The sequence below is a fragment of the Pseudomonas sp. FDAARGOS_380 genome (genome assembly GCF_002591235.1).
GTDB lineage: Bacteria > Pseudomonadota > Gammaproteobacteria > Pseudomonadales > Pseudomonadaceae > Aquipseudomonas > Aquipseudomonas salmasensis.
On sequence record NZ_CP023969.1, the window covers coordinates 4,229,629 to 4,248,922 of the forward strand.

At 62.3% G+C, this 19,294-nt stretch carries 17 protein-coding genes; 14 read left to right on the forward strand and 3 right to left on the reverse strand.

All coding sequences use genetic code 11. The features are described from left to right. Positions 1-35: 35 nt before the first annotated feature. Positions 36-323 carry a type II toxin-antitoxin system Phd/YefM family antitoxin gene (locus tag CRN80_RS19975; RefSeq protein ID WP_098950866.1) on the reverse strand — a complete coding sequence of 96 codons (288 nt, stop codon included), beginning with the start codon at positions 321-323 and terminating at the stop codon, positions 36-38. Between the two features lie 485 nt (positions 324-808). Here CRN80_RS19975 and CRN80_RS19985 point away from each other — a divergent pair, with 485 nt between their 5' ends. Further along, positions 809-1,207 (forward strand): VOC family protein, encoded by a 399-nt coding sequence (locus CRN80_RS19985; protein ID WP_098950867.1) that lies wholly within the window; start codon positions 809-811, stop codon positions 1,205-1,207. A gap of 70 nt (positions 1,208-1,277) precedes the next feature. On the opposite strand, the gene CRN80_RS19990 is transcribed toward CRN80_RS19985, so the two are convergent. Together CRN80_RS19990 and CRN80_RS19995 are read right to left on the reverse strand one after the other, a co-directional pair. Next, positions 1,278-2,609 carry an LLM class flavin-dependent oxidoreductase gene (locus tag CRN80_RS19990; RefSeq protein ID WP_098950868.1) on the reverse strand — a complete coding sequence of 444 codons (1,332 nt, stop codon included), beginning with the start codon at positions 2,607-2,609 and terminating at the stop codon, positions 1,278-1,280. Between the two features lies 1 nt (position 2,610). Further along, positions 2,611-4,803: a TonB-dependent receptor gene (locus CRN80_RS19995; RefSeq protein ID WP_098950869.1), complete on the reverse strand. Its 2,193-nt coding sequence runs from the start codon at positions 4,801-4,803 to the stop codon at positions 2,611-2,613. A 197-nt stretch (positions 4,804-5,000) separates the two neighbouring features. Between CRN80_RS19995 and CRN80_RS20000 the strand changes: the two genes are divergently transcribed. From CRN80_RS20000 to CRN80_RS20065, 13 genes are all read left to right on the forward strand, one after another. Further along, complete coding sequence (locus tag CRN80_RS20000) at positions 5,001-6,041, forward strand: LacI family DNA-binding transcriptional regulator (protein WP_098950870.1); 1,041 nt, start codon at positions 5,001-5,003, stop codon at positions 6,039-6,041. 227 nt (positions 6,042-6,268) lie between these two features. After that, complete coding sequence (locus CRN80_RS20005) at positions 6,269-7,966, forward strand: GspE/PulE family protein (RefSeq protein ID WP_098952644.1); 1,698 nt, start codon at positions 6,269-6,271, stop codon at positions 7,964-7,966. Continuing rightward, on the forward strand, positions 7,963-9,159 hold the full coding sequence (gene gspF, locus CRN80_RS20010) for a type II secretion system inner membrane protein GspF (RefSeq protein WP_098950871.1): 1,197 nt from the start codon (positions 7,963-7,965) through the stop codon (positions 9,157-9,159). Before CRN80_RS20005 ends, gspF begins: the two co-directional genes overlap by 4 nt. Before the next feature lie 20 nt (positions 9,160-9,179). Continuing rightward, positions 9,180-9,590 (forward strand): type II secretion system major pseudopilin GspG, encoded by a 411-nt coding sequence (gene gspG / locus CRN80_RS20015; RefSeq protein WP_032896314.1) that lies wholly within the window; start codon positions 9,180-9,182, stop codon positions 9,588-9,590. A gap of 7 nt (positions 9,591-9,597) precedes the next feature. Continuing rightward, the gene (locus CRN80_RS20020; protein WP_056787120.1) at positions 9,598-10,023 is read left to right on the forward strand and encodes a type II secretion system protein; all 426 of its coding nucleotides are present in this window, start codon (positions 9,598-9,600) and stop codon (positions 10,021-10,023) included. Beyond that, positions 10,020-10,352, forward strand: coding sequence for a type II secretion system protein (locus tag CRN80_RS20025; RefSeq protein WP_098950872.1), 333 nt, complete (start codon positions 10,020-10,022; stop codon positions 10,350-10,352). The genes CRN80_RS20020 and CRN80_RS20025 overlap by 4 nt, the downstream gene beginning before the upstream one ends. Next, complete coding sequence (locus tag CRN80_RS20030; protein WP_032896321.1) at positions 10,349-10,957, forward strand: prepilin-type N-terminal cleavage/methylation domain-containing protein; 609 nt, start codon at positions 10,349-10,351, stop codon at positions 10,955-10,957. The genes CRN80_RS20025 and CRN80_RS20030 overlap by 4 nt, the downstream gene beginning before the upstream one ends. Continuing rightward, the gene (locus tag CRN80_RS20035; protein WP_098950873.1) at positions 10,954-11,655 is read left to right on the forward strand and encodes a general secretion pathway protein GspK; all 702 of its coding nucleotides are present in this window, start codon (positions 10,954-10,956) and stop codon (positions 11,653-11,655) included. The genes CRN80_RS20030 and CRN80_RS20035 overlap by 4 nt, the downstream gene beginning before the upstream one ends. Continuing rightward, entirely contained in the window at positions 11,652-12,644 is a 993-nt protein-coding gene (locus CRN80_RS20040) for a PilN domain-containing protein (protein ID WP_032896325.1), read from the forward strand. Before CRN80_RS20035 ends, CRN80_RS20040 begins: the two co-directional genes overlap by 4 nt. Then, the gene (gene gspM / locus CRN80_RS20045) at positions 12,619-13,221 is read left to right on the forward strand and encodes a type II secretion system protein GspM (RefSeq protein WP_032896326.1); all 603 of its coding nucleotides are present in this window, start codon (positions 12,619-12,621) and stop codon (positions 13,219-13,221) included. The genes CRN80_RS20040 and gspM overlap by 26 nt, the downstream gene beginning before the upstream one ends. Next, the gene (locus CRN80_RS20050) at positions 13,218-13,718 is read left to right on the forward strand and encodes a general secretion pathway protein GspN (RefSeq protein WP_098950874.1); all 501 of its coding nucleotides are present in this window, start codon (positions 13,218-13,220) and stop codon (positions 13,716-13,718) included. The genes gspM and CRN80_RS20050 overlap by 4 nt, the downstream gene beginning before the upstream one ends. Positions 13,719-13,723: 5 nt before the next feature. Next, positions 13,724-15,850 carry a type II secretion system secretin GspD gene (gene gspD, locus CRN80_RS20055; protein ID WP_098950875.1) on the forward strand — a complete coding sequence of 709 codons (2,127 nt, stop codon included), beginning with the start codon at positions 13,724-13,726 and terminating at the stop codon, positions 15,848-15,850. A 1,033-nt stretch (positions 15,851-16,883) separates the two neighbouring features. Continuing rightward, a complete protein-coding gene (locus CRN80_RS20065; RefSeq protein ID WP_169918401.1) occupies positions 16,884-19,277 on the forward strand; it encodes a TonB-dependent siderophore receptor in 2,394 nt (797 codons plus the stop codon). Positions 19,278-19,294: the final 17 nt, after the last annotated feature.

Genomic DNA, 19,294 nt, shown 5'->3' on the forward strand with positions numbered 1-19,294 from the left:
TCCTTGAGCGCCTTCGGATCCCATTCACCTCGTACTCAGCGCCCATTGGCTATATCTGCCTCCGCCTCGCCAATCAGATCGTCGAGAGATACTCGAACGGGTGTTTCATTGGCGTCGAGCCGAGCCTTTACCAAGTGAGCCAGTTCCAGTTCGTCCAGGCGCTCTACCATCGCTTCGTAGACATTTGCCGGAACCATGTAGCCGATGACGCGGTTGTGGTTCAATACCGCCACGGGCAGGCCGTTGGCGCCGCTCAAGACGGATGATGGATTTTTCTTGAGTTCGGAAACGCTCACCGCTACGTCAGCCAGAATATTTTGCATAGATAAGACCCCTATATAGGTCTTAATTCTGGTCTTTTTACTGAGGTGTAGCAAGTGCTAGCCCCAACGTTCAGAACTTGCTCGGCATTTGTAGAGCTGATCGAGGTCTTGAAGAGCTTGGAGTAGTCGAAGTCCAACCCAAATTCCCAGGCTGCGCTGCTGATTAAGTGGTCAGCGCGTCCCTGAAACCTGAAGCCCGGCCATGCGCCGGGCTTTTTGTATCTGGCTCAAGGCTTTTCAGCGTTGGCCTTTTCAAGCTGGGTAGCTATGCCCTCAAGAAGCACCAAGTCTGACTCCCTAAGTCTTCCTGACGGGTGTACTCACCCTCGATCAGTGCCGGCCCGTGCCCATACGGGTTGACCAGCACGCCAAGCGTGAGCTCTATTTTCTTCTCAAGGTTGAGCGCCGCCTTCTCACCCAATGAGCGGTGCCCACTTGGAAAGGCACGATAGAATCCCCGCATCAAAAACAAAGGAGGGTCGCGGATGTTCAGTCACATCACTGTTGGAACAAATGATCTTGATCAGGCTGCCGCTTTTTACGACGCCGTACTGATCCCCTTGGGGCTGTGTCGCCGCACCGTAACTCCTGATGGTGGACCGACGTCGGCATGCTGGGTCAAGCCAGATAGCACTCTTCCTCGCTTTTATGTGTACAGCCCTTATGATCGCAACGAAGCCAGGGCAGGCAATGGCAGCATGGTCGCTTTCTCGGCTCCCTCTCCAGATGCGGTAGACGTTGCCTATGCCGCCGGGCTTCATGCGGGTGGATCGGATGAGGGAGCGCCCGGCTTACGTCCGCAGTATGGTGAAGGTTACTACGGCGCATACTTGCGTGATCCAGATGGCAATAAGGTACATGTTGTTCATCGTGGAGATTTGTAAGTTCGGCACATTCTGGCTTGTACGGGGTGTTTGCGGCAGTGCCTTTCTGGCTGCCGCTTTACCTGGGGCTTCATGATCGCGTCTTCTTGTAACGGTTGCCCGGGCGCACCAAACCAAGGTTTTCACGCAGTGTAGTGCCGGTATATTCGCGACGAAACAAGCCACGCCGCTGTAACTCAGGAACGACCAAGCCGGCAAAATCCTCCAGCCCACCCGGCAAGTGCGGTACCAATATATTGAAGCCATCCGCCGCACCTTCTTCAAACCATCGCTGCAGTTCATCAGCGATCTGCATCGGTGTGCCGATCACACTGTAATGACCGCGTCCACCGGCAATGCGTCGGCCCAGTTGCGCCAGGGTCAGTTGTTCGCGCTGGGCCAGTTCGCTCAGCAGTTGCTGACGGCTGCGCTGTCCGCTGTCGGTCAAGGGTAGATCGGGCAGCGGCCCGTCCAGCGGGTAGCCGGACAGGTCGAAATTACCCAGCATGCGCCCCAGCAACGCCACTCCCACCTCGGGTTCGACCAACGCCTGGAACGCTTCGAATTTGGCCTGGGCCAAGGCTTCGGTTTGCCCCACCACCACAAACACGCCCGGCATGATTTTCAGCGAATCGGCTTCGCGCCCGTATTGGCCCAGGCGAGCTTTGAGGTCACTGTAGAAGGCCTGCGCGTCGGCCAATGAGGTCTGCGCGGTAAACACCACTTCGGCGGTCTGCGCGGCCAGTTCACGGCCGGTTTCCGAGGAGCCGGCCTGCACGATCACCGGCTGGCCCTGGGGCGAGCGCGCCACGTTCAGGGGGCCTTTGACCTGGAAGTGTTCGCCCACATGGTCCAGTACATGGCGTTTACTTGGCTCGTAATAGCGCCCGCTGGCCTTGTCGCGTACGAAGGCGTCGTCGTCCCAGCTGTCCCACAGCCCCGTCACTACCTGATGAAATTCACGTGCGCGGCTGTAGCGTTCGGCATGCCCCAAGTGTTCGTCGCGACCGAAATTCAGCGCCTCGGCGGCGTTATCCGAGGTCACTAGGTTCCAGCCTGCGCGGCCGCCGGAGAGGTGATCCAGGGAGGCGAATTTGCGCGCCACGTGGTACGGCTCGTTATAGCTGGTGGTGGCGGTGGCGATCAGGCCGATATGCTCGGTCACGGCACTGAGGGCCGAGAGCAGGGTGAGCGGCTCGAAATGATCCGAGCGCGCCATGTGGCTGGCGACCTCACCGGTGGCGGCGGCAATGCTGTCGGCCACGAACAGGGCGTCGAACTTCGCCGCTTCCGCCATCTGTGCCAAATGCTTGTAGTGGGCGAAGTCCAGGCCAGCGTTCGCCGGTACGTCGGGGTGGCGCCAGGCGGCCACGTGGTGCCCGGTAGCCATTAGGAAGGCGCCGAGTTTGAGTTGACGGCTCATGCTAGAAATCCTTGCGCAGTTGCACGCCGAAGTAACGCTCATCGTCACGAGGCACGGCGCGGTAGATGTAATTGCCGCCGCTGGCCAGCAGGGGTGAGTAGGATTTGTCGGCGAGGTTCTTCGCCAATAGCGCCACGCGCCAGCCGTTGGTGTAGTCAGCCAGGGCCACGCTGGCGTTCCAGATGCCGTAGGCGCCTTGTTTGGTGTCCAGGTTCTGGCTGATGTCGTACTGCACTTCGCTCTGCCAGCTGTAGTCAGTGCCCAGTTCGATATCCAGGCCGTTATCCAAGGGGATGCTGTAGTCGGCGCGCACGTAGCTTTTCCAGTCCGGGCTGAACGGCAGTGGCTTGCCATTGACGTTGCAGGTGGCCGCCGCGCCTGGCGGGCACGCGAACTGATCGATGCGCGCCCGGGTATAGGCCAGGGCGCCGGACAGCTTGAGTTGCTGGGTGGCTTGCAGGGCGTAATCGAGCTCGACGCCTTCGGTGCTGACGCTGCCAGCGTTGATCAGGCGCGTCACGACTTGGCCGGCGACGGTGTCGAAAAAGTTGGCCTGGTAGTTGTCGTAGTCACTGTGAAACACCGCCAGGTTGGTGGTCAGGCGGTTGTTCCAGGCCGTGGCCTTGATTCCGGCTTCCCAGGTATTGGAGGTCTCCGGCTTGAGCGCGTCGGTGTCGCGCGGCTGCATGTTGAAGAACACGTTATAGGCCGGGCCTTTGTAGCCACGCGAGTAAGTGAGGTAGCTGGTCACGGTGTCGCTGATGTCGTACTGCACACCCAGGCGACCGGACCAACCATCCTCGTCTACCGAACCAGAACTCGACGTCGCCGGTTGAATGCCGCTGACGGTAGTGGCAGAGCTGGACACGCGGCGATGGTCGTACTTCAAGTCGTCATGGGTGTAACGCAACCCGGCGATGCCGCGAAAGCGCGAGGTGAAGTTGAGCGTGGTCTCGCCGAACGCCGCGTAGCTGTCGCTGGTGGTGTTGTAGTTAGCAATGCCTCTATCGACACGCGTCGTGGTGGTGAGGGTGCGCTGATAGGTTTCTTCATCCTTGCCATGCATGTAGAACAGGCCGCCGACGTACTCCAGAAACTCACCTTTGGGCGATGCCAGGCGCAGCTCCTGGGAGTACTGGTCGAACGCCAGGTCGCCTTTGTCGGCGGTACCGGGGAACGCCGCGGTGACCGTGCCCAGGCGGTCGCCATCCTGATATTGAGTGTTGTCCCAGCCACGCCAGGCGGTGATCGAGGTCAACGTATAGTCGCCCAGGTTCCAGTCCAACTGCGCCGACAAACCCTTGTTGGTATCTTCCACATGGCTGCGGGTATCGGTGTTGATATCGCGGTTGTCACTTGAGGCGCGCACCGGTCTCAAGGCATTGCTGAACGCCGGGCTCAGGGACTTGCTGACCACGCCATTGGGCGCGTCATCGTGGGATTGCATGTAGTCGGCGATCAGGGTCAGTGTCACGTCATCGTTGGGCGTGAATTCCAGCTTGCCGCGAATGCCCTTGTGGTTGTAACCGTTAACCTCTTGGCCATTGTGGCGGTTATCGACGTTACCGTCGTAGCTGCCGAACAAGGTGCTGACCGAACCCTTGAGCACCTCCGGCACCAGGCTGCCGCCGATGCCGAAGCGCGTGCGGCTTTCATTGCCGCTGTAGAACGACTGGTCGATAAAACCGTGGGTCTGGGCAGTCGGCGCCTTACTGGTGATATTCAGCACACCGGCCGACGCGTTCTTGCCGAACAACGTGCCTTGTGGGCCACGCAGCACCTCGATGCGCTCCAAGTCCAACAGGTCGAGTGTGGCCTGGCCGGGGCGTGCATAGACCACGCCGTCAATCACCGTGGCCACCGTTGGCTCAACGCCCGGCGAGGTTGAAATGGTGCCCACGCCGCGCACGAACAATGACGTGTCTTTGTTCGACGCGCCGGTGCGAAAGTTCAGCGATGGCACCTGCTGCGCGATGCTCGCCACCCCGTTGCGATTGTCACGCTCCAGTTGCTCGCCCTCGAGCACCGAGACGGCCACCGGGACTTTTTGCAGCGATTCTTCGCGGCGGGTGGCGGTGACTGTCACAGATTGAAGCGTGGGTTCCTGTTCGTCAGCCGCAACAGCGCCGCAGACGGGCAAGGCGCAGAGGCCTGCCAGAAGCAACAAATGGGTGTGCCGTGGAAAGTTATGCATGCTGTGCCCGCTCGAAAAAATACCCTGGTCCGCTGCGGTTCTGCGACCTTCAGCGCCTGAAAATGTCTTGGGCATTCGCTCGAGCGAGTAGCAGACAGTGCGCTTTGTTAGCGCTAACATCGGCATTATTGAAGGCGTCGGTTTAGAGCGTCAAATACTAAAAAATTAGTTTTATATTCCTTTTTGAGGTTTTTGCCGTGAACGAACAAAAACCGCGCAAGCGCCGGGGCGCCGGCCGCGTCACCCTCAACACCGTGGCGCGCCAGGCCGGGGTGTCGGCCATTACGGTGTCGCGTTACTTCAACCAACCTGAACAGGTGTCACCCGAGCGCCGTGAACGTATCGCCCAGGTAGTTGCGCAGTTGGGGTATGTGCCGAACCTGGTGGCCGGCGGGTTGGCCTCCGCGCGCGGCAAAATCGTTGCGATGGTGACTCCGAATATCTCGGGGCCGATTTTTGCCAATACGCTGCAGGGCTTCAGCGACACCCTCAGTCGTCACGGCTACCAGCTGTTGCTGGCCTCCAGCTATTTCAGCATCGAGCAGGAGGAAAGCGCGGTGCGTGCCTTTCTCGGCTGGTCGCCGGCAGCGCTGGTGCTGACCAGCCGCTTTCACAGCCCTGGCACCGAGAAGATGATCGCCGAGGCAGATATACCGATCGTCGAAACCTGGGACTACGTGCCTGAACGCGCGCCGTTGCAGGTGGGTTTTTCTCATTATGAAGTGGGCGTCACTGCCGCTCGCTACTTGCATGGCAAGGGCTATCGGCGCATCGCCTTCGTACAGAACAGTGCGGTGGGCGACTTCAGCGCGCTGGAGCGACGCGATGGGTTTACCGCGACCCTCTGCGAGCTGGGTGTGCAGCCCTGGGTCTTCGTGCCGGACGCCGACCGCGCCCCCTTCGACGCCGGCAAGCAGGCCATGGAAGCGCTGATGGGGCAGGCGATCACGCCCGACGCGATTTTCTTCGCCAATGACAACCTCGCCGCCGGCGGTTTGCTGGCCGGTCAACGCGCCGGGCTGAGCATCCCCCAGGACTGCGCCGTATTGGGTTTTGGCGACTACCCGTTTGCCCACATGTTGCTGCCCAGCCTCAGCACCCTCCAGCCACCCGCGTTGGAGATCGGTGTACTCGCGGCCACACGCGTCCTGCAAAGTCTGGGCGTATTAGCCACCGATGAGGAAGTTAAGCGCTTGAATCTTTTGCACTGTCAGTTAATTGAAAGAGAGAGCACCTGAATGGCCCGCCGTTATGGCTAATTGCAACTAGTGGCTATTGGCTGCTAACGCTCTAAATCAGTGCATTTGGCAATGTTTTGTATTTAATTACCGCTTCATCCGGAACTAGGGCTATAACTTCCAGTCGATACACCCGGCTAACGCCTGCCTGGGCTATGGCGAACTAATGGCATTGTTCGGTAGTTCTAAATAGCCATACTTTTCGCAACGTTAGATATACCTCAATGATGCCGTCAGCGCCCATCGATGCTTGCAAGATGCAGATCCCGCATACCGACCAGGTGTGCGCGTGGCTGATGCAGCACGCCGGGCTCAAAAACGCCGATCTGGAACGCGCCCAGCGTTTATCCACTGAGCCGGGCGACCTGCTCGGTTTACTCACGCGCCTGGGCTTGGTGTCTGAAGTCGAACTGGCTCGCGCCTGGGCCGATTTGCTGGATGCGCCACTGCTGTTGGCCGACGCCGCGCCGCCGTTGCTCGACCCGCTTCCCGTGCTCACCGAGCGCTTTATGCGTCACTACCAGGTTGTGCCCATGGTTTGGCAGCAGGGTGGGTTACGTGTGCTGGCCGCCAACCCCGCGCAGTTATACCCGTTCCAGACCCTGGCGTATGCCTGTGAGGTGCCGGTGTGGCTGGCCATCGGTTCGCGGACTGAAGTCGACACACTCATCGAGCGCTATTACGGCCAGGGCCGTTCGGCCATGGGCAGCCTGATCGAAAACCTCGATGAGCAGGGGGGCGCCCTCGAAGATATCGAACACCTCAAAGACATGGCTTCCGAAGCACCGGTGATTCGCCTGGTCAACCTGATCCTGCAGCGCGCGGTGGAACAGCGCGCTTCGGATATCCATATCGAACCCTTCGAAAACCAACTCAAGGTGCGCTACCGCATCGACGGTGTGCTGCACGACGCTGAAGCGCCGCCTGCCAGTTCGTCGGCGGCGGTGATCTCGCGGGTGAAGATCATGGCGCGCCTGGACATTGCCGAACGGCGCCTGCCCCAGGACGGGCGCATCATGCTGCGCATCCAGGGCAAGGCGCTGGATCTGCGGGTGTCCACGGTGCCCACCAGCTTCGGCGAGTCGGTGGTGATGCGCCTGTTGGACCGGCAAACCGTGCAGTTCGACTTCCCCAGCCTGGGCTTTGATGGCCCACGCCTGGCGGCCTTTCTGGACCTGTTGGCGCGGCCCCACGGCATCCTGTTGGTCACCGGGCCTACGGGCTCGGGCAAAACCACCACGCTCTATACCGCGTTGTCGCAGCTCAACACCGCCGAGCGCAAGATCATCACCGTGGAAGACCCGGTGGAATACCAGCTTGAAGGCATCAACCAGATCCAGGTCAAGCCGGCCATCGGCCTGGACTTTGCCGGAGCGCTGCGCGCCATCGTGCGCCAGGACCCGGACGTGATCATGATCGGCGAAATCCGCGACCTGGAAACCTGCCGTATCGCCGTGCAGTCCTCCCTCACGGGTCACTTGGTGCTCTCGACCCTGCACACCAACAGCGCCGCAGCGAGCATCACGCGCTTGCTGGACATGGGCGTGGAAAGCTACCTGATTGCCTCCACGGTCAGCGGTATCCTCGCCCAGCGCCTGGTGCGCCGCCTGGACCCTGCCACGCGCGTGGCCTTCCAGGCCCCGCCGGAATTGATCCAGGAGCACGGCCTGGATCGCCTGACCGAGCAGCGCCCGATCCTGCTTTACCGCGGCGATTATCACGGTCGCAGCGCCCTCACTGAATTGTTGGTAATGAACGATGAGTTGCGGGGCCTGCTGATGGGCCGCGCCGACGCCGCCAGCCTCGAACACTCCGCCCGCCGTGCCGGTTTGCGCACCTTGTATGAAGACGGTTTGCGCCAGGCCCTGGCCGGTGTCACGTCCCTGGAAGAAGTGTTGCGCGTCACCCGTGGAGATGAGGTGTGAGCCTATTCAAGTTCCGTGCGTTGGACAGCCAGGGCGTGGCCCAGAGCGGCACGCTGCAAGCCATTGACCAGGCGGCCGCTGTCGCCGTCTTGCATCAGCGTGGCTGGTTGCTGCTGCACATCGAAACGGCCAGCAGCCCCTTGTTGCGCCAGGCACGCGGGCAGTTGAAGGGCGCAGCGCTGGTGAGTTTCACCCAGCAATTGGCCACGTTATTGGGCGCCGGCCAGCCCCTCGAACGCGCTTTAAACCTGTTGCTCAAGCAAGCCCGCCATCCTCAGGTGCGGGCCTTGATCGAGCGCATCCGCGATCTGGTCAAGGCCGGCAAACCGCTGTCGGGGGCGCTGGAGGAGGAGGGCGGCACGTTTTCCCCGCTGTACCTGAGCATGGTGCGCGCCGGTGAAGCCGGCGGAGCGTTGGAGGGCACCCTGCGCCAGCTCAGCGACTACCTGGAGCGCAGCCAGTTACTGCGCGGCGAGGTGATCAATGCGCTGATCTATCCGGCGTTCCTGGTGGTGGGCGTACTGGGTTCCCTGGCGTTGTTACTGGCTTATGTGGTGCCGCAATTCGTGCCGATCTTCCAGGACCTCGGCGTACCGATTCCACTGATCACCCAGGTGATCCTGAGGCTTGGCGAGTTCCTCGGCGCCTATGGCCTGGTGGTGCTGGCCGGGTTGTCGATCAGTGCATGGGTCCTGGCAGCGCGCCTGCGCGACCCCCTGCGCCGTGAGCGTTATGACCGTCACCTGTTGGGCATCCGCGTGATCGGCCCGCTGTTGCAACGGGTGCAAGCCGCCCGCCTGGCCCGCACCCTCGGTACGTTGCTCAGCAATGGTGTGGCGCTGCTGCCCGCGCTGGTGATCGCCCGGCAGGTCTGCAGCAACCGTGCACTCCAGGCGCAAGTGGCGCTGGCCGCGCAACGGGTCAAGGGCGGCGGCACCCTGGCCGATGCGTTCGGCCGCCAGCCGCTGCTACCGGAGCTGGCGCTGCACATGATTGAAGTCGGTGAACAGGCCGGCGAACTGGACAGCATGCTGCTCAAGGTTGCCGACATCTTCGACGTCGAGGCCAAGCGCGCCATCGAACGCTTGCTCGCGGCAATGGTGCCGACCCTGACCGTGGTCATGGCGGTGCTGGTGGCGGTGATCATGCTCGCGATCATGCTGCCGCTGATGAGCCTCACCAGCCATATATGAACTTTCAAGGAGCAGAACCGATGAAAACCCGACACCGCCAAGGCGGCTTCACCCTCTTGGAAATGCTGGCGGTGATCGTGCTGCTGGGCATCGTCGCGACCATTGTGGTGCGCCAGGTCGGTGGCAATGTGGACAAGGGCAAGTACGGCGCGGGCAAGGCGCAACTGGCCAGTTTGAGCATGAAGATCGACAGCTACGCCCTGGACGTGGGCGCGCCGCCCATCAACCTGCAACAGCTGCTCGACAAGCCAGCCAGTGCGTCCAACTGGGCCGGCCCCTACGCCAAGCCTTCGGAGTTGAAAGACCCGTTCGGCCATGGGTTCGGCTATCGCTTCCCCGGTGAGCACGGCGCCTTCGACCTGATCTTCTACGGCCAGGACGGCCAACCCGGCGGCGAGGGCTACAGTGCCGACCTGGGCAACTGGGAATAACCCGCCCATGGCCCAGCGAGGCTTTACCCTGTTGGAGATGCTGGTGGTCATTGTATTGATCGGCATCGCTGCCGGGTTGTTGGGGCTGGGTGTACGACAAGGGTTGCAGGTGGCCAAGGAGCGCCGGGTGGTCGCGCAGATGGTCGAGGCGTTACGCGCCACACGGGCGAGCGCGATCGTCAGCGGCCAGGCGGCGCACACTCAATTCGACCTCCAGGGCCGCACGTTTCAGGCGCCAGGGCGTGCGTCACAGCAGTGGCCGGCGCAGGTGCAAGTGACCTTGCACAGTGCCGAGCAGGCCGGGGCCGCCGTGGTGTTCTATCCCGACGGCAGTTCCACCGGCGGTAACCTGCTGCTGGCCAACGGTAGCCGGCGTTGGCGCATCGACATCGGCTGGCTCACCGGCAGTGTGCAATCCAAGGCGCTGCCATGAAGCACCAGGCCGGTTTCACCTTGCTGGAAATGCTCGCCGCCCTGACGTTGATGGCGGTGTGCAGCAGCGTGTTGCTGGTTGCCTTCGGCCAGAGCGCGCGTTCGTTGTCCCAAGTAACCCACAGCGACCGCCTCACCCATGCCGCGCTCACGCTGCTGGACCAGGAAGCTGCCGGCCCGCTGATTGAAGGAACCCGCGAAGGCGAACTCGATGGCATCCAGTGGCAACTGACCAGTACCCGCCAACAGCCGCACCTGTTTCGTGTGGACCTGAACGTGCGTGAAGGCGTGCATCAGGCGCACTTCAGCACCTTGAAGGCGCGCCTGTGAAGCGCCGTGAGCAGGGTTTCACGTTGCTGGAAGTGCTCGTGGTGCTCAGCTTGCTGTCGGTGTTGTTGCTGCTGGTGAGCGCAGCGTTGCTGGGGGCCAATCGGGCGGTGGCCAAGGCTCAGGCCTACACCGCCAGCCTGGATGAAATGCGCGCCGCCCAACAGTTTTTGCGCACCTCGATCAGCGAGGCGCTGCCGTTAAAGCTCACTGACGACGACAGCCAGGCCGAGGGTTTCTTGATCGGCACACCTGAACGCCTGCAGTTTGTGGCGACCTTGCCCGGTGTGCTGGGCGGCGGTATCCAGCGCTTTACCCTGCAACGGGTCGGGCAGGACCTGCAGGTGGCTTTTTCACAGAGGGCCTCCCACGCCAACGCGCAACGCGATGAGCCGCAGGTGCTTTTGCATAATGTCGAGGCGCTGAAATTCAGTTATCGCGGTGTCTCGCCACTGGGCCAGCCCACCGACTGGTTGAGCCCGTGGCCCTGGCTCCGGCGCCTGCCCACCGCGGTGCGTATCGATGCCACCGTCGACGGGCCGGTGCCGTGGGTTACCCAGGTGGTTGCGCTGCGCCTGAACCTGTCCAGCGCGAGCAGCGAAGAATGAAGCGCCAACGCGGCGCGGCCCTGTTGCTGGTGCTGTGGGTGCTGGCCTTGCTCAGCGTATTGCTGGGTGGCCTGGCCGGGTGGGTGCAACTGCAAAGTCGCCAGGCGCTGTGGCTGCGCCAGCACACCCAGACGCTGTTGGCCGCCCAGGCCGGAATCGCACAGGTCATGGCGCAAGGGCAGTGGGTGGCGGACGGGCGTTCTATTGCGCTGACCTTCGACGACGCCAGCTTACAGGTCAGTGTGCGCAGTGAGCGCGGCAAGCTGTACCTGGTCAACGCCGCTCTCCAAGACGTTACGCGCCTGGCCCTGGCCTGCGGTGCTACAGCGGCCCAGGCTCAGCAGTTGGCCAAGGCCCTTGAGACGCGCCGTCAACAGGGCCTGGCGCCGTTTCGGGTGCTGGAAGAGGTGCGTCAACTCCCCGGTATGACCCAGGCGCTCTACAGCCAATTGCTGCCTGAAATCACCTTGTGGAGCGACCTCGACCGGCCCGCTCCGGCATTCGCCAGCCCTTTGATGCGCAAGGCGTTGAACCTGCCACGCCAGGACGCCGAGGGCGCCGACCCCGGGCAGGTCGTGGAAATCGACAGCCGCGCCGAGCGCCCCGGCGGCTATCAGGCACGCCTGCGACTGACCCTTTTATTGAGCCCTGCGGAGGACAGCGCACAGCCCTACCGGGTAGTGCGGTGGCAAGAATGATTCAACTCGAACCGATTGCCCGCTATTGGCGCGGCAGCCTGCTGCAACAAGGTTGGCGCCTGTGGCTCACGGAGCTGCGCGGTTGTGTGCCGAAGTGGTTGGCGTTTCAGGAACCGCCTGAGCAGGTTCATCACTGGCCGCTGACGGCGGCGGTGGTGCCAGGCAATGCGCGTCAGGTGCTGATACTTGCCCCTGATGCCGTGTTGCAACAAAGCGTGCAACTGCCTCTGGCCGCTGCACGTAACCTCATGGAAGTGGTTGGCTATGAACTGGACCGCTACACCCCGTTTGACGCCGAGCAGCTCTACTTCGTCGCCCGTCAGGAGCGGCGCACACCTAGCCATCTTGAGGTGAGGGTGGTGGCGATTCTGCGCGAGCGCCTGGACCAGATTCTCACCGACTGCGCTGCACTCGGCCTGTACCCGCACCGCGTGGATGTGGCGGGCCTGGGCATCGACCTGCTGCCCGCGCCGTTACGCCCGCGCTCGCGTCCCGCCGGCAAGCAATTGCAGCGCAGCCTGCCGTGGTTGTGCGGCGCGTTGCTGATCGCGGCGATGCTGTTGTGGCTCAACGACCGCCAGCGGGTACTCGACAGCATGCGCGCCACTGTCCAACAGCAAAAAGCCGAGGTCGCTCAGGTGCACGCCCTGCGCCAGCAACTGCTCAACACCCGTGGTGCGGCGCAGTACCTGTCCCAGCGTAAACGGGCGCAACCGCCCCTGGCCGCGCTGCTGAATGACTTGACCCGTTGCCTGCCCGCCGATACCTGGCTCGACCAATTGGACGTCAAGGACGGCGAGGTGAGTTTCTCCGGCCAGAGCGCCAAGGCCAGTGGCCTGATCAGCCGCATCAAAGGCTGCCAGCGCTTGGACAACGCACAGTTCGAGGGGGTGATCCAACCCGACGCACGCACCGGCAAAGACCAGTTTGCCTTGCGTGCCCACTTACGCCAGGAGGCCGCCGATGCGCCGACCCCTCACACCCCGTGAACGCCGCGGCGCCGCCTTGTTGACCCTGGCTTTGGTGCTCGGCGCGGCCTATTGGCTGTTGATCGACAGCTGGTTCGCCGGGCCGCTGCGGGCCATGGGTGAACAGGCCGAACAGTTGCGTGAACAGCAGCAGCGCTATGCCAGCGTCATACGCCAGGGCGATGCCTTGCGCGAACAGCTGGCGCAAGCACAGCAAGACCCGGCCAGCAGCGCCAGCCTGTTGCCGGGGGACGACCCGGACGTGGTCGCCGCCGACCTGATGCAGCGTCTTGCCGACCTGATCAACAGCCACGCCAACCTCGGCGGCGGCTGCAACCTCACCCAGCGCAAGCCGATCACGCCCGAACAGGACGACAGCGAGCCCTATCGTCAGGTCAAGGTCAGCCTCACGCTCAATTGCGCCATCGAACCGCTGACCGCAATCCTGCATGGGCTGGAATATCAGCCGCCTTTTTTGTTCGTCGATGAGTTGCATATTCGTCGCGACAAACAGGCGCCGGCCAATGGCGGGGCAGGCAAGCTGGCGGTGCAACTGCTGGTGCGCGGCTACCTGCAACCGGCGCGGGTGGCACCATGATCGGCCCATTGCGTCCTCTGGAATGGGGTTGGCTCGGTTTGGCCGGGCTCTTGGGGTTGTTGATGGCGATGATCCTCAGCAGCATCGGTGATGCCCCGCGGTGGTTAACCGATGCGCCGGTGCACGCGCCACCCTCGTTCCAGCTGCAGGCCGCTCCCACGCCGGCCTTGCAAGACCTTGCCGGCACCTGGCAAGCGCCGCTGTTCAGCCCGGATCGCCGCCCGGACCGGGAGGTGGGTAAAACCCAGGTGGCAAGCCTGGCCAACCTGACCCTCAGCGGCATCATGATCACCGGCAACCTGCAAATGGCCATGCTCAAGCAAGCCGGTGGCCCGACGCTCACGGTGCGCTTGGGCCAGGCGTTGCCCAACGGCTGGCGCCTGGAACACCTGACCCCGCAATACGCCCGTTTTGCCTTGGGCGGGCGCACCCAAACCCTGAGCCTCTACGGTAAGCGGCTACCCCTGATCTCACATCCCCGCGAGTCTCTCCCTTGATCGATATGCGCACTTCGCTGTTTTGCCTGGCTACCGCCGTCTCCCTGGGCGGCTGTGGCTCTTTGCCCGACACCCTCGACCCGGACGACGACCTGCTGCACGAGGCCCTGCAGGGCACCGGCGCACAACGCCCGCCGCTTGAGGCACCAGTGGCCGAAAGCCCCCCACCTGTCACCCAGGCCCCGCCACAGCGCCAGTTGATTCGCGGCAATCAAGCGTTCGTGCGCCAGCCCAAGGCGCCTGTAAACGTGCCGGAGCAGGGCGGTGACATCGTGTTCAACTTTGCCGGCCAGCCCATCGAGGCCGTGATCAACAGTGTGATGGGCGACCTGCTGCACGAGAACTACAGCATCGCCGAGGGCGTGAAAGGTATTGTCAGCTTCTCCACTTCCAAACCCGTGGACAAACAGCAGGCGCTGTCGATTCTCGAAACCCTGCTGTCCTGGACCGACAACGCCATGATCAAACAGGGCAACCGCTATGTGATCCTGCCGGCCAACCAGGCAGTGGCGGGCAAGTTGGTGCCGCAGATGCGCGTGGAGCAACCGGCCAGCGGCCTCTCGGCACGTCTGTTTTCACTGCGCTATATCTCGGCCATCGAGATGCAGAAACTGCTCAAACCCTTCGCCCGTGAAAACGCATTCTTGTTAGTGGATCTGGCGCGCAATGTCCTGAGCCTGGCCGGTACGCCTGAAGAACTGGCCAACTACCAGGACACCATCGACACCTTCGATGTGGACTGGCTCAAGGGCATGTCGGTGGCGGTGTTCGGCCTGCAACGCGCCTCGGTGGCCGAGCTGATGCCCGAGCTGCAAGCCATGTTCGGCGCGGACAGTGGCACACCCCTGGCCGGCATGCTGCGGTTCTTGCCGGTGGAGCGCACCAACTCGGTGGTGGCGATTTCTTCCCAGCCCCAGTACCTCAGCGAAGTGGGCGACTGGATCCGCACCATCGACGAGGGCGGCGGCAACGAGCCGCAGATGTATGTGTACGACGTGCGCAATATGAAGGCCGCTGATCTGGCCAAGTACCTGCGGCAGATCTACGGCAACGGCGCGATCAAGGATGACGCCCCGGCGAAGGTCGCGCCGGGCTTGCGTACCACCACCTTGTCCTCGTCCACCAGTGCCGGTTTGCAGGCCAACGCGCCCGTGCCCGCAGCCGAAGAGCCTGAAGCCGAGCCTGCCGAAAACACCCCGGCATCGCCCACGAGCGACCTCGAAGCCGGCACGCGCATCACCGCGCAAAAGAGCAGCAACCAACTGCTGGTGCGCACCCGCCCGGCGCAATGGAAAGAGATCGAAGCGGCGATCAAACGCCTCGACAACCCACCGCTGCAAGTGCAGATCGAAACTCGCATCCTGGAGGTCAAGCTCACCGGCGAACTGGACCTGGGCGTGCAGTGGTACCTGGGCCGCCTGGCCGGTAATTCCACCAGCACCACGGTGGCCAACGCCTCCGGCAGCCAAGGCGCCCTGGGCGGTGGCGGGGCAGGGCTGGGCGCGGCAGACTCCTTGTTCTATTCCTTCGTCAGTTCCAACCTGCAAGTGGCCCTGCACGCCCTGGAAACCAACGGGCGCACCCAGGTGCTGTCGGCGCCATCGCTGGTGGTGATGAACAACCAGCCGGCGCAGATCCAGGTGGGGGACAACATTCCCATCAGCCAGACCACCGTCAATACCGGCGACGCCGACACCACCTTGAGCAGCGTCGAATATGTGCAGACGGGGGTGATTCTGGATGTGGTGCCGCGCATCAATCCGGGCGGGCTGGTGTACATGGATATCCAGCAACAGGTCAGTGATGCCCAGAACCCGACGGGGAGCAGTGAGACGCCGGTGAACCCACGCATCTCCACGCGTTCGGTGTCGACCCAGGTGGCGGTGCAGAGTGGGCAGACAGTGTTGCTCGGTGGGTTGATCAAGCAGGACAACACTGAGAGTGTCAGCGCCGTGCCGTACCTGGGGAAGATTCCGGGGTTGCGCTGGTTGTTTGGCAATACCGGCAAGTCCAAGGACCGCACGGAGCTGATTGTGCTGATTACGCCGAGGGTGATTACCAGTAGCAGCCAGGCGCGGCAGGTGACGGATGATTATCGCCAGCAGATGCAGCTGTTGCGACCGGCTCAGTGATCCGGGCTGTACCGAGTACCAATGTGGGAGGGGTCTCGCTCCCGATGGTGGCCTGACAGCCCGCAATCAAAAATGTGGGAGCTGGCTTGCCTGCGATGGCGGCCTGCCAGCCGGCACTTCCCTACCTGACCCCCCCACAATCCAATTGTGGGAGCTGGCTTGCCTGCGATGGCGGCCTACTAGCCGACGCCTATCAACCTGACACTCCGCAATTAAACTGTGGGAGCGGGCTTGCTCGCGAAGGCGGCCTAACAGGCGACGCAGTTATACCGGGTACATATCCATTGCTGCGGTAACGGCCACTTAGGGTTCCGCCCTGACGGCGGCTCACTTTTGAAAAGCGCAAAAGTAAGCAAAACGCTCTTGCCCCACCACTCGGCACCTCGCTTAGGCTCGGTGTGCCCGAACACAGTCTTGAATCCGTGGGCCGCCGCCACGCGCCATCCATGGCGCGGGGCGGCTAACCCGGCGTCCTGCCGGGTTACCCACGAATTCAAGCCTGCGTTCGGCCAGCGTGGTTTAACGGGGCGCCTGAGATCAAGATCAAGAGCAGATCAAGAGCGGCTCGCTTCGCATCGTAGTTACCGTTGCGGGGGGGGGGCGTGTCAGTAAATGCATTTTGGCTGGTCCACTGTCATCGGTAGTACGCCCCCTCCTACATTTTGAGCGTTTTGCGCGCTCATATGAAAAATCATTTTTATGAATAATTATTTTTAAAAATAATGAAAGTAGAGAATATTAGCTTATGCCCAAATAGCATTATATTTTTAAAATCCATTCCGTTATGTTTGATCCCAACAGCCTACCCCTGACCTCGGATGGTACCCAGCGTGATTCAGATTCTGCGCGCCTGACCGGGTAATCCTCCCGCCGCCGCAGAGTCGTTGGACGGGAGCTCAACGTATGTTGCCACTTCAAACCCCTCGCTTGCCCCACACCTAGCCCACGCCGTATCGCCCCTTTGAACATCGGCTCCGCCGCGCCCGGCGCGTGCCTGCTCGACTTTGCGATTTGGAAAAAGCTGGGAATGGATATGAAGCACATTCTGCAACCTACTGCTGCCCTGACCCTGTCGCTGTTCGCCGCAGCTTCACAGGCCCAGGAAGACAGCACTTTGTCTACGGTCGTTGTGACCGGCAACCGTGGCGCCGAGCAGCGCACGGTCACCAGCAGCCCGGTGCCGATTGACGTGGTCAGCGCCCGGCAATTGCAAAACACCGGCAAGCCCGGGTTGATGGAGGCGTTGAGCGCGGTGATCCCGTCGCTGACCCTGCCGGAAAAAAACGGTTGGGACGCCAGCGGCATTGCCCGGGCACCGAACCTGCGGGGCTTGAGCGCCGCCGAAGTGTTGGTGCTGGTCAACGGCAAGCGCCGCCACACCAGTGCCACCTTGAATATCAACGGCATCAACACCGGCGCGGCGCCGGCTGACCTGGACCTGATACCCATCAGCGCCATCGACCATGTCGAAGTGCTGCGCGATGGCGCGGCTGCCCAATATGGGTCCGACGCCATCGCCGGGGTGATCAACGTGATCCTCAAGGCCGACACCCGCGGTACCTCGGTGACCCACGCCGGCCTTGGCTACGACGGCAAGAAACAGACCGTGCAGCAAAGCCTCAACAAGGGCTTCGAAATCGGCAACGGCGGCATCGTGCAACTGGCCCTGGATGCGCGCAGCCAGAACGATGACAACAAGGCCAGCGCCAACGGCTACACCTATGAGCAAGCCTATGACCTGGCGGGCAAGTCCACCTATGGCGGCTACGGCACACCCAAGACCAACCTGCTGACCCTGGGCTACAACGCCGAGTTGCCGATCGACGACAGCCTCAGCCTCTACTCCTTCACCACCTACTCGCGACGCAAGGCCGAGCAGGGGCAGAACTTCCGCCTGCCGACCATCACCAACACCATCACTAGCGGGCCCAACGGTTACCCGGCCGGGTACACCCCCATCTGGTACATCGACGAGGACGACTTCCAGGCGGCGTTCGGTGGCAAGGGCACTGTGGGTGAGTGGGACTGGGACTTGTCTACCACCTACGGGCGCAACGAAGCGGAGCAGGGCACCACCCACAACCAGAACCCTTCCCTGGGCCAAGCCACGCCGAACAGCTTCACCTCCGGCACCTGGATTTCCACCGAGCTGACCACCAACCTGGACTTCAAGCGTGGCTTCGACATCGGACTGCAAAAACCCTTGGACCTGTCCTACGGCTTCGAACATCGGCGCGACACCTACGAGGTGCAAGCCGGCGATTACGCGTCCTATGCCAATGGCGGTTACTGCGTGGCGCCAGGTAACTGCGCATCGTCCGGGGCGCAGGTCACCAATGGTATTTCACCGGACGAAGAAAGCAGCGCCTCGCGCAACAGCCTGGCCGGTTATGTGGACGTGGGGTTCAACCCCTTGCCTAACTGGTACGTCGGCACAGCGGTGCGTTATGAGCATTACAACGAGGGCGTGGGTGCCACCCGCAGCGGCAAGCTGACCACCCGCTACGACTTCACCCCGCAGTTCGCGGTGCGCGCCACGGTGAGCAATGGCTTTCGTGCGCCGTCCCTGGCCAACAGTCTGTTCAGTGCGCGCTCCACCACCTATGGCGTCGTCGATGGGGTGTATCAGTCGATCAACTATGGCGTGCTGCCGGTGGGTTCGGCGGCGGCCCAGGCACTAGGCGCGCAGGAGCTCAAGCCCGAGCGCTCTACCAACTTCAGCCTCGGTTTCACGCTCACACCTACCGACCGCCTGAGCTTCACCGCCGATGCCTACGTGATCAACCTGCGTGACCGCATCACCCTTACCGGCACCTTGCTGGGCCCGCAAGTCACCCAGGTCTTGCAGAACAACGGTATCAACTCCACCTCTGGCGGCCAGTACTTTATCAACGGCGCCGACACTCGCACCAAAGGCCTGGATCTGGTCAGCAGCTACAACCAGGACCTGGGCGCGTTCGGCGCGCTGAAGTGGACCGCCGCGTTCAACTGGAACCAGACCAAAATCCTCAACTACAGGGCATCCACCGACATCCTCGGCACCTCCTACGACCTGATGGACCGCCAGGCACGCAACCTGATCACCGGCGTGCAACCCAACACCAAGCTGATCCTGGGCGGTGACTGGCGCATCGAACGCTTCAATCTCAACCTGGCCCTGACCCGCTACGGCTCGTACAAGGAAGTGAACTCATCGGCCAATCGTGACCTGGACCGGGTCTACAACGCCCGCTGGATCACCGACCTCGACCTTGGTTACAGCCTTACCAAAGACCTGAACATCGCCATCGGCGCCAAGAACCTGTTCGACCTCTATCCCAAGAAACAAGGGGTGCCGAGCAGCACCATGGTCGCCAGCTACGGCACCTATTCGCCCTACGGTTTTACCGGCGGGTATTACTACACCCGGCTGACTTACGCCTTCTGAGGCCTGCGAGGAAAAGA

Bases quoted from the DNA above. Each gene is read 5' to 3' on its own strand.
- CRN80_RS19975 (WP_098950866.1), bottom strand. From the start codon at position 323: ATGCAAAATATTCTGGCTGACGTAGCGGTGAGCGTTTCCGAACTCAAG.
- CRN80_RS19985 (WP_098950867.1), top strand. From the start codon at position 809: ATGTTCAGTCACATCACTGTTGGAACAAATGATCTTGATCAGGCTGCC.
- CRN80_RS19990 (WP_098950868.1), bottom strand. From the start codon at position 2,609: ATGAGCCGTCAACTCAAACTCGGCGCCTTCCTAATGGCTACCGGGCAC.
- CRN80_RS19995 (WP_098950869.1), bottom strand. From the start codon at position 4,803: ATGCATAACTTTCCACGGCACACCCATTTGTTGCTTCTGGCAGGCCTC.
- CRN80_RS20005 (WP_098952644.1), top strand. From the start codon at position 6,269: ATGCCGTCAGCGCCCATCGATGCTTGCAAGATGCAGATCCCGCATACC.
- gspG (WP_032896314.1), top strand. From the start codon at position 9,180: ATGAAAACCCGACACCGCCAAGGCGGCTTCACCCTCTTGGAAATGCTG.
- CRN80_RS20020 (WP_056787120.1), top strand. From the start codon at position 9,598: ATGGCCCAGCGAGGCTTTACCCTGTTGGAGATGCTGGTGGTCATTGTA.
- CRN80_RS20025 (WP_098950872.1), top strand. From the start codon at position 10,020: ATGAAGCACCAGGCCGGTTTCACCTTGCTGGAAATGCTCGCCGCCCTG.
- CRN80_RS20035 (WP_098950873.1), top strand. From the start codon at position 10,954: ATGAAGCGCCAACGCGGCGCGGCCCTGTTGCTGGTGCTGTGGGTGCTG.
- CRN80_RS20040 (WP_032896325.1), top strand. From the start codon at position 11,652: ATGATTCAACTCGAACCGATTGCCCGCTATTGGCGCGGCAGCCTGCTG.
- gspM (WP_032896326.1), top strand. From the start codon at position 12,619: ATGCGCCGACCCCTCACACCCCGTGAACGCCGCGGCGCCGCCTTGTTG.
- CRN80_RS20050 (WP_098950874.1), top strand. From the start codon at position 13,218: ATGATCGGCCCATTGCGTCCTCTGGAATGGGGTTGGCTCGGTTTGGCC.
- gspD (WP_098950875.1), top strand. From the start codon at position 13,724: ATGCGCACTTCGCTGTTTTGCCTGGCTACCGCCGTCTCCCTGGGCGGC.
- CRN80_RS20065 (WP_169918401.1), top strand. From the start codon at position 16,884: ATGAAGCACATTCTGCAACCTACTGCTGCCCTGACCCTGTCGCTGTTC.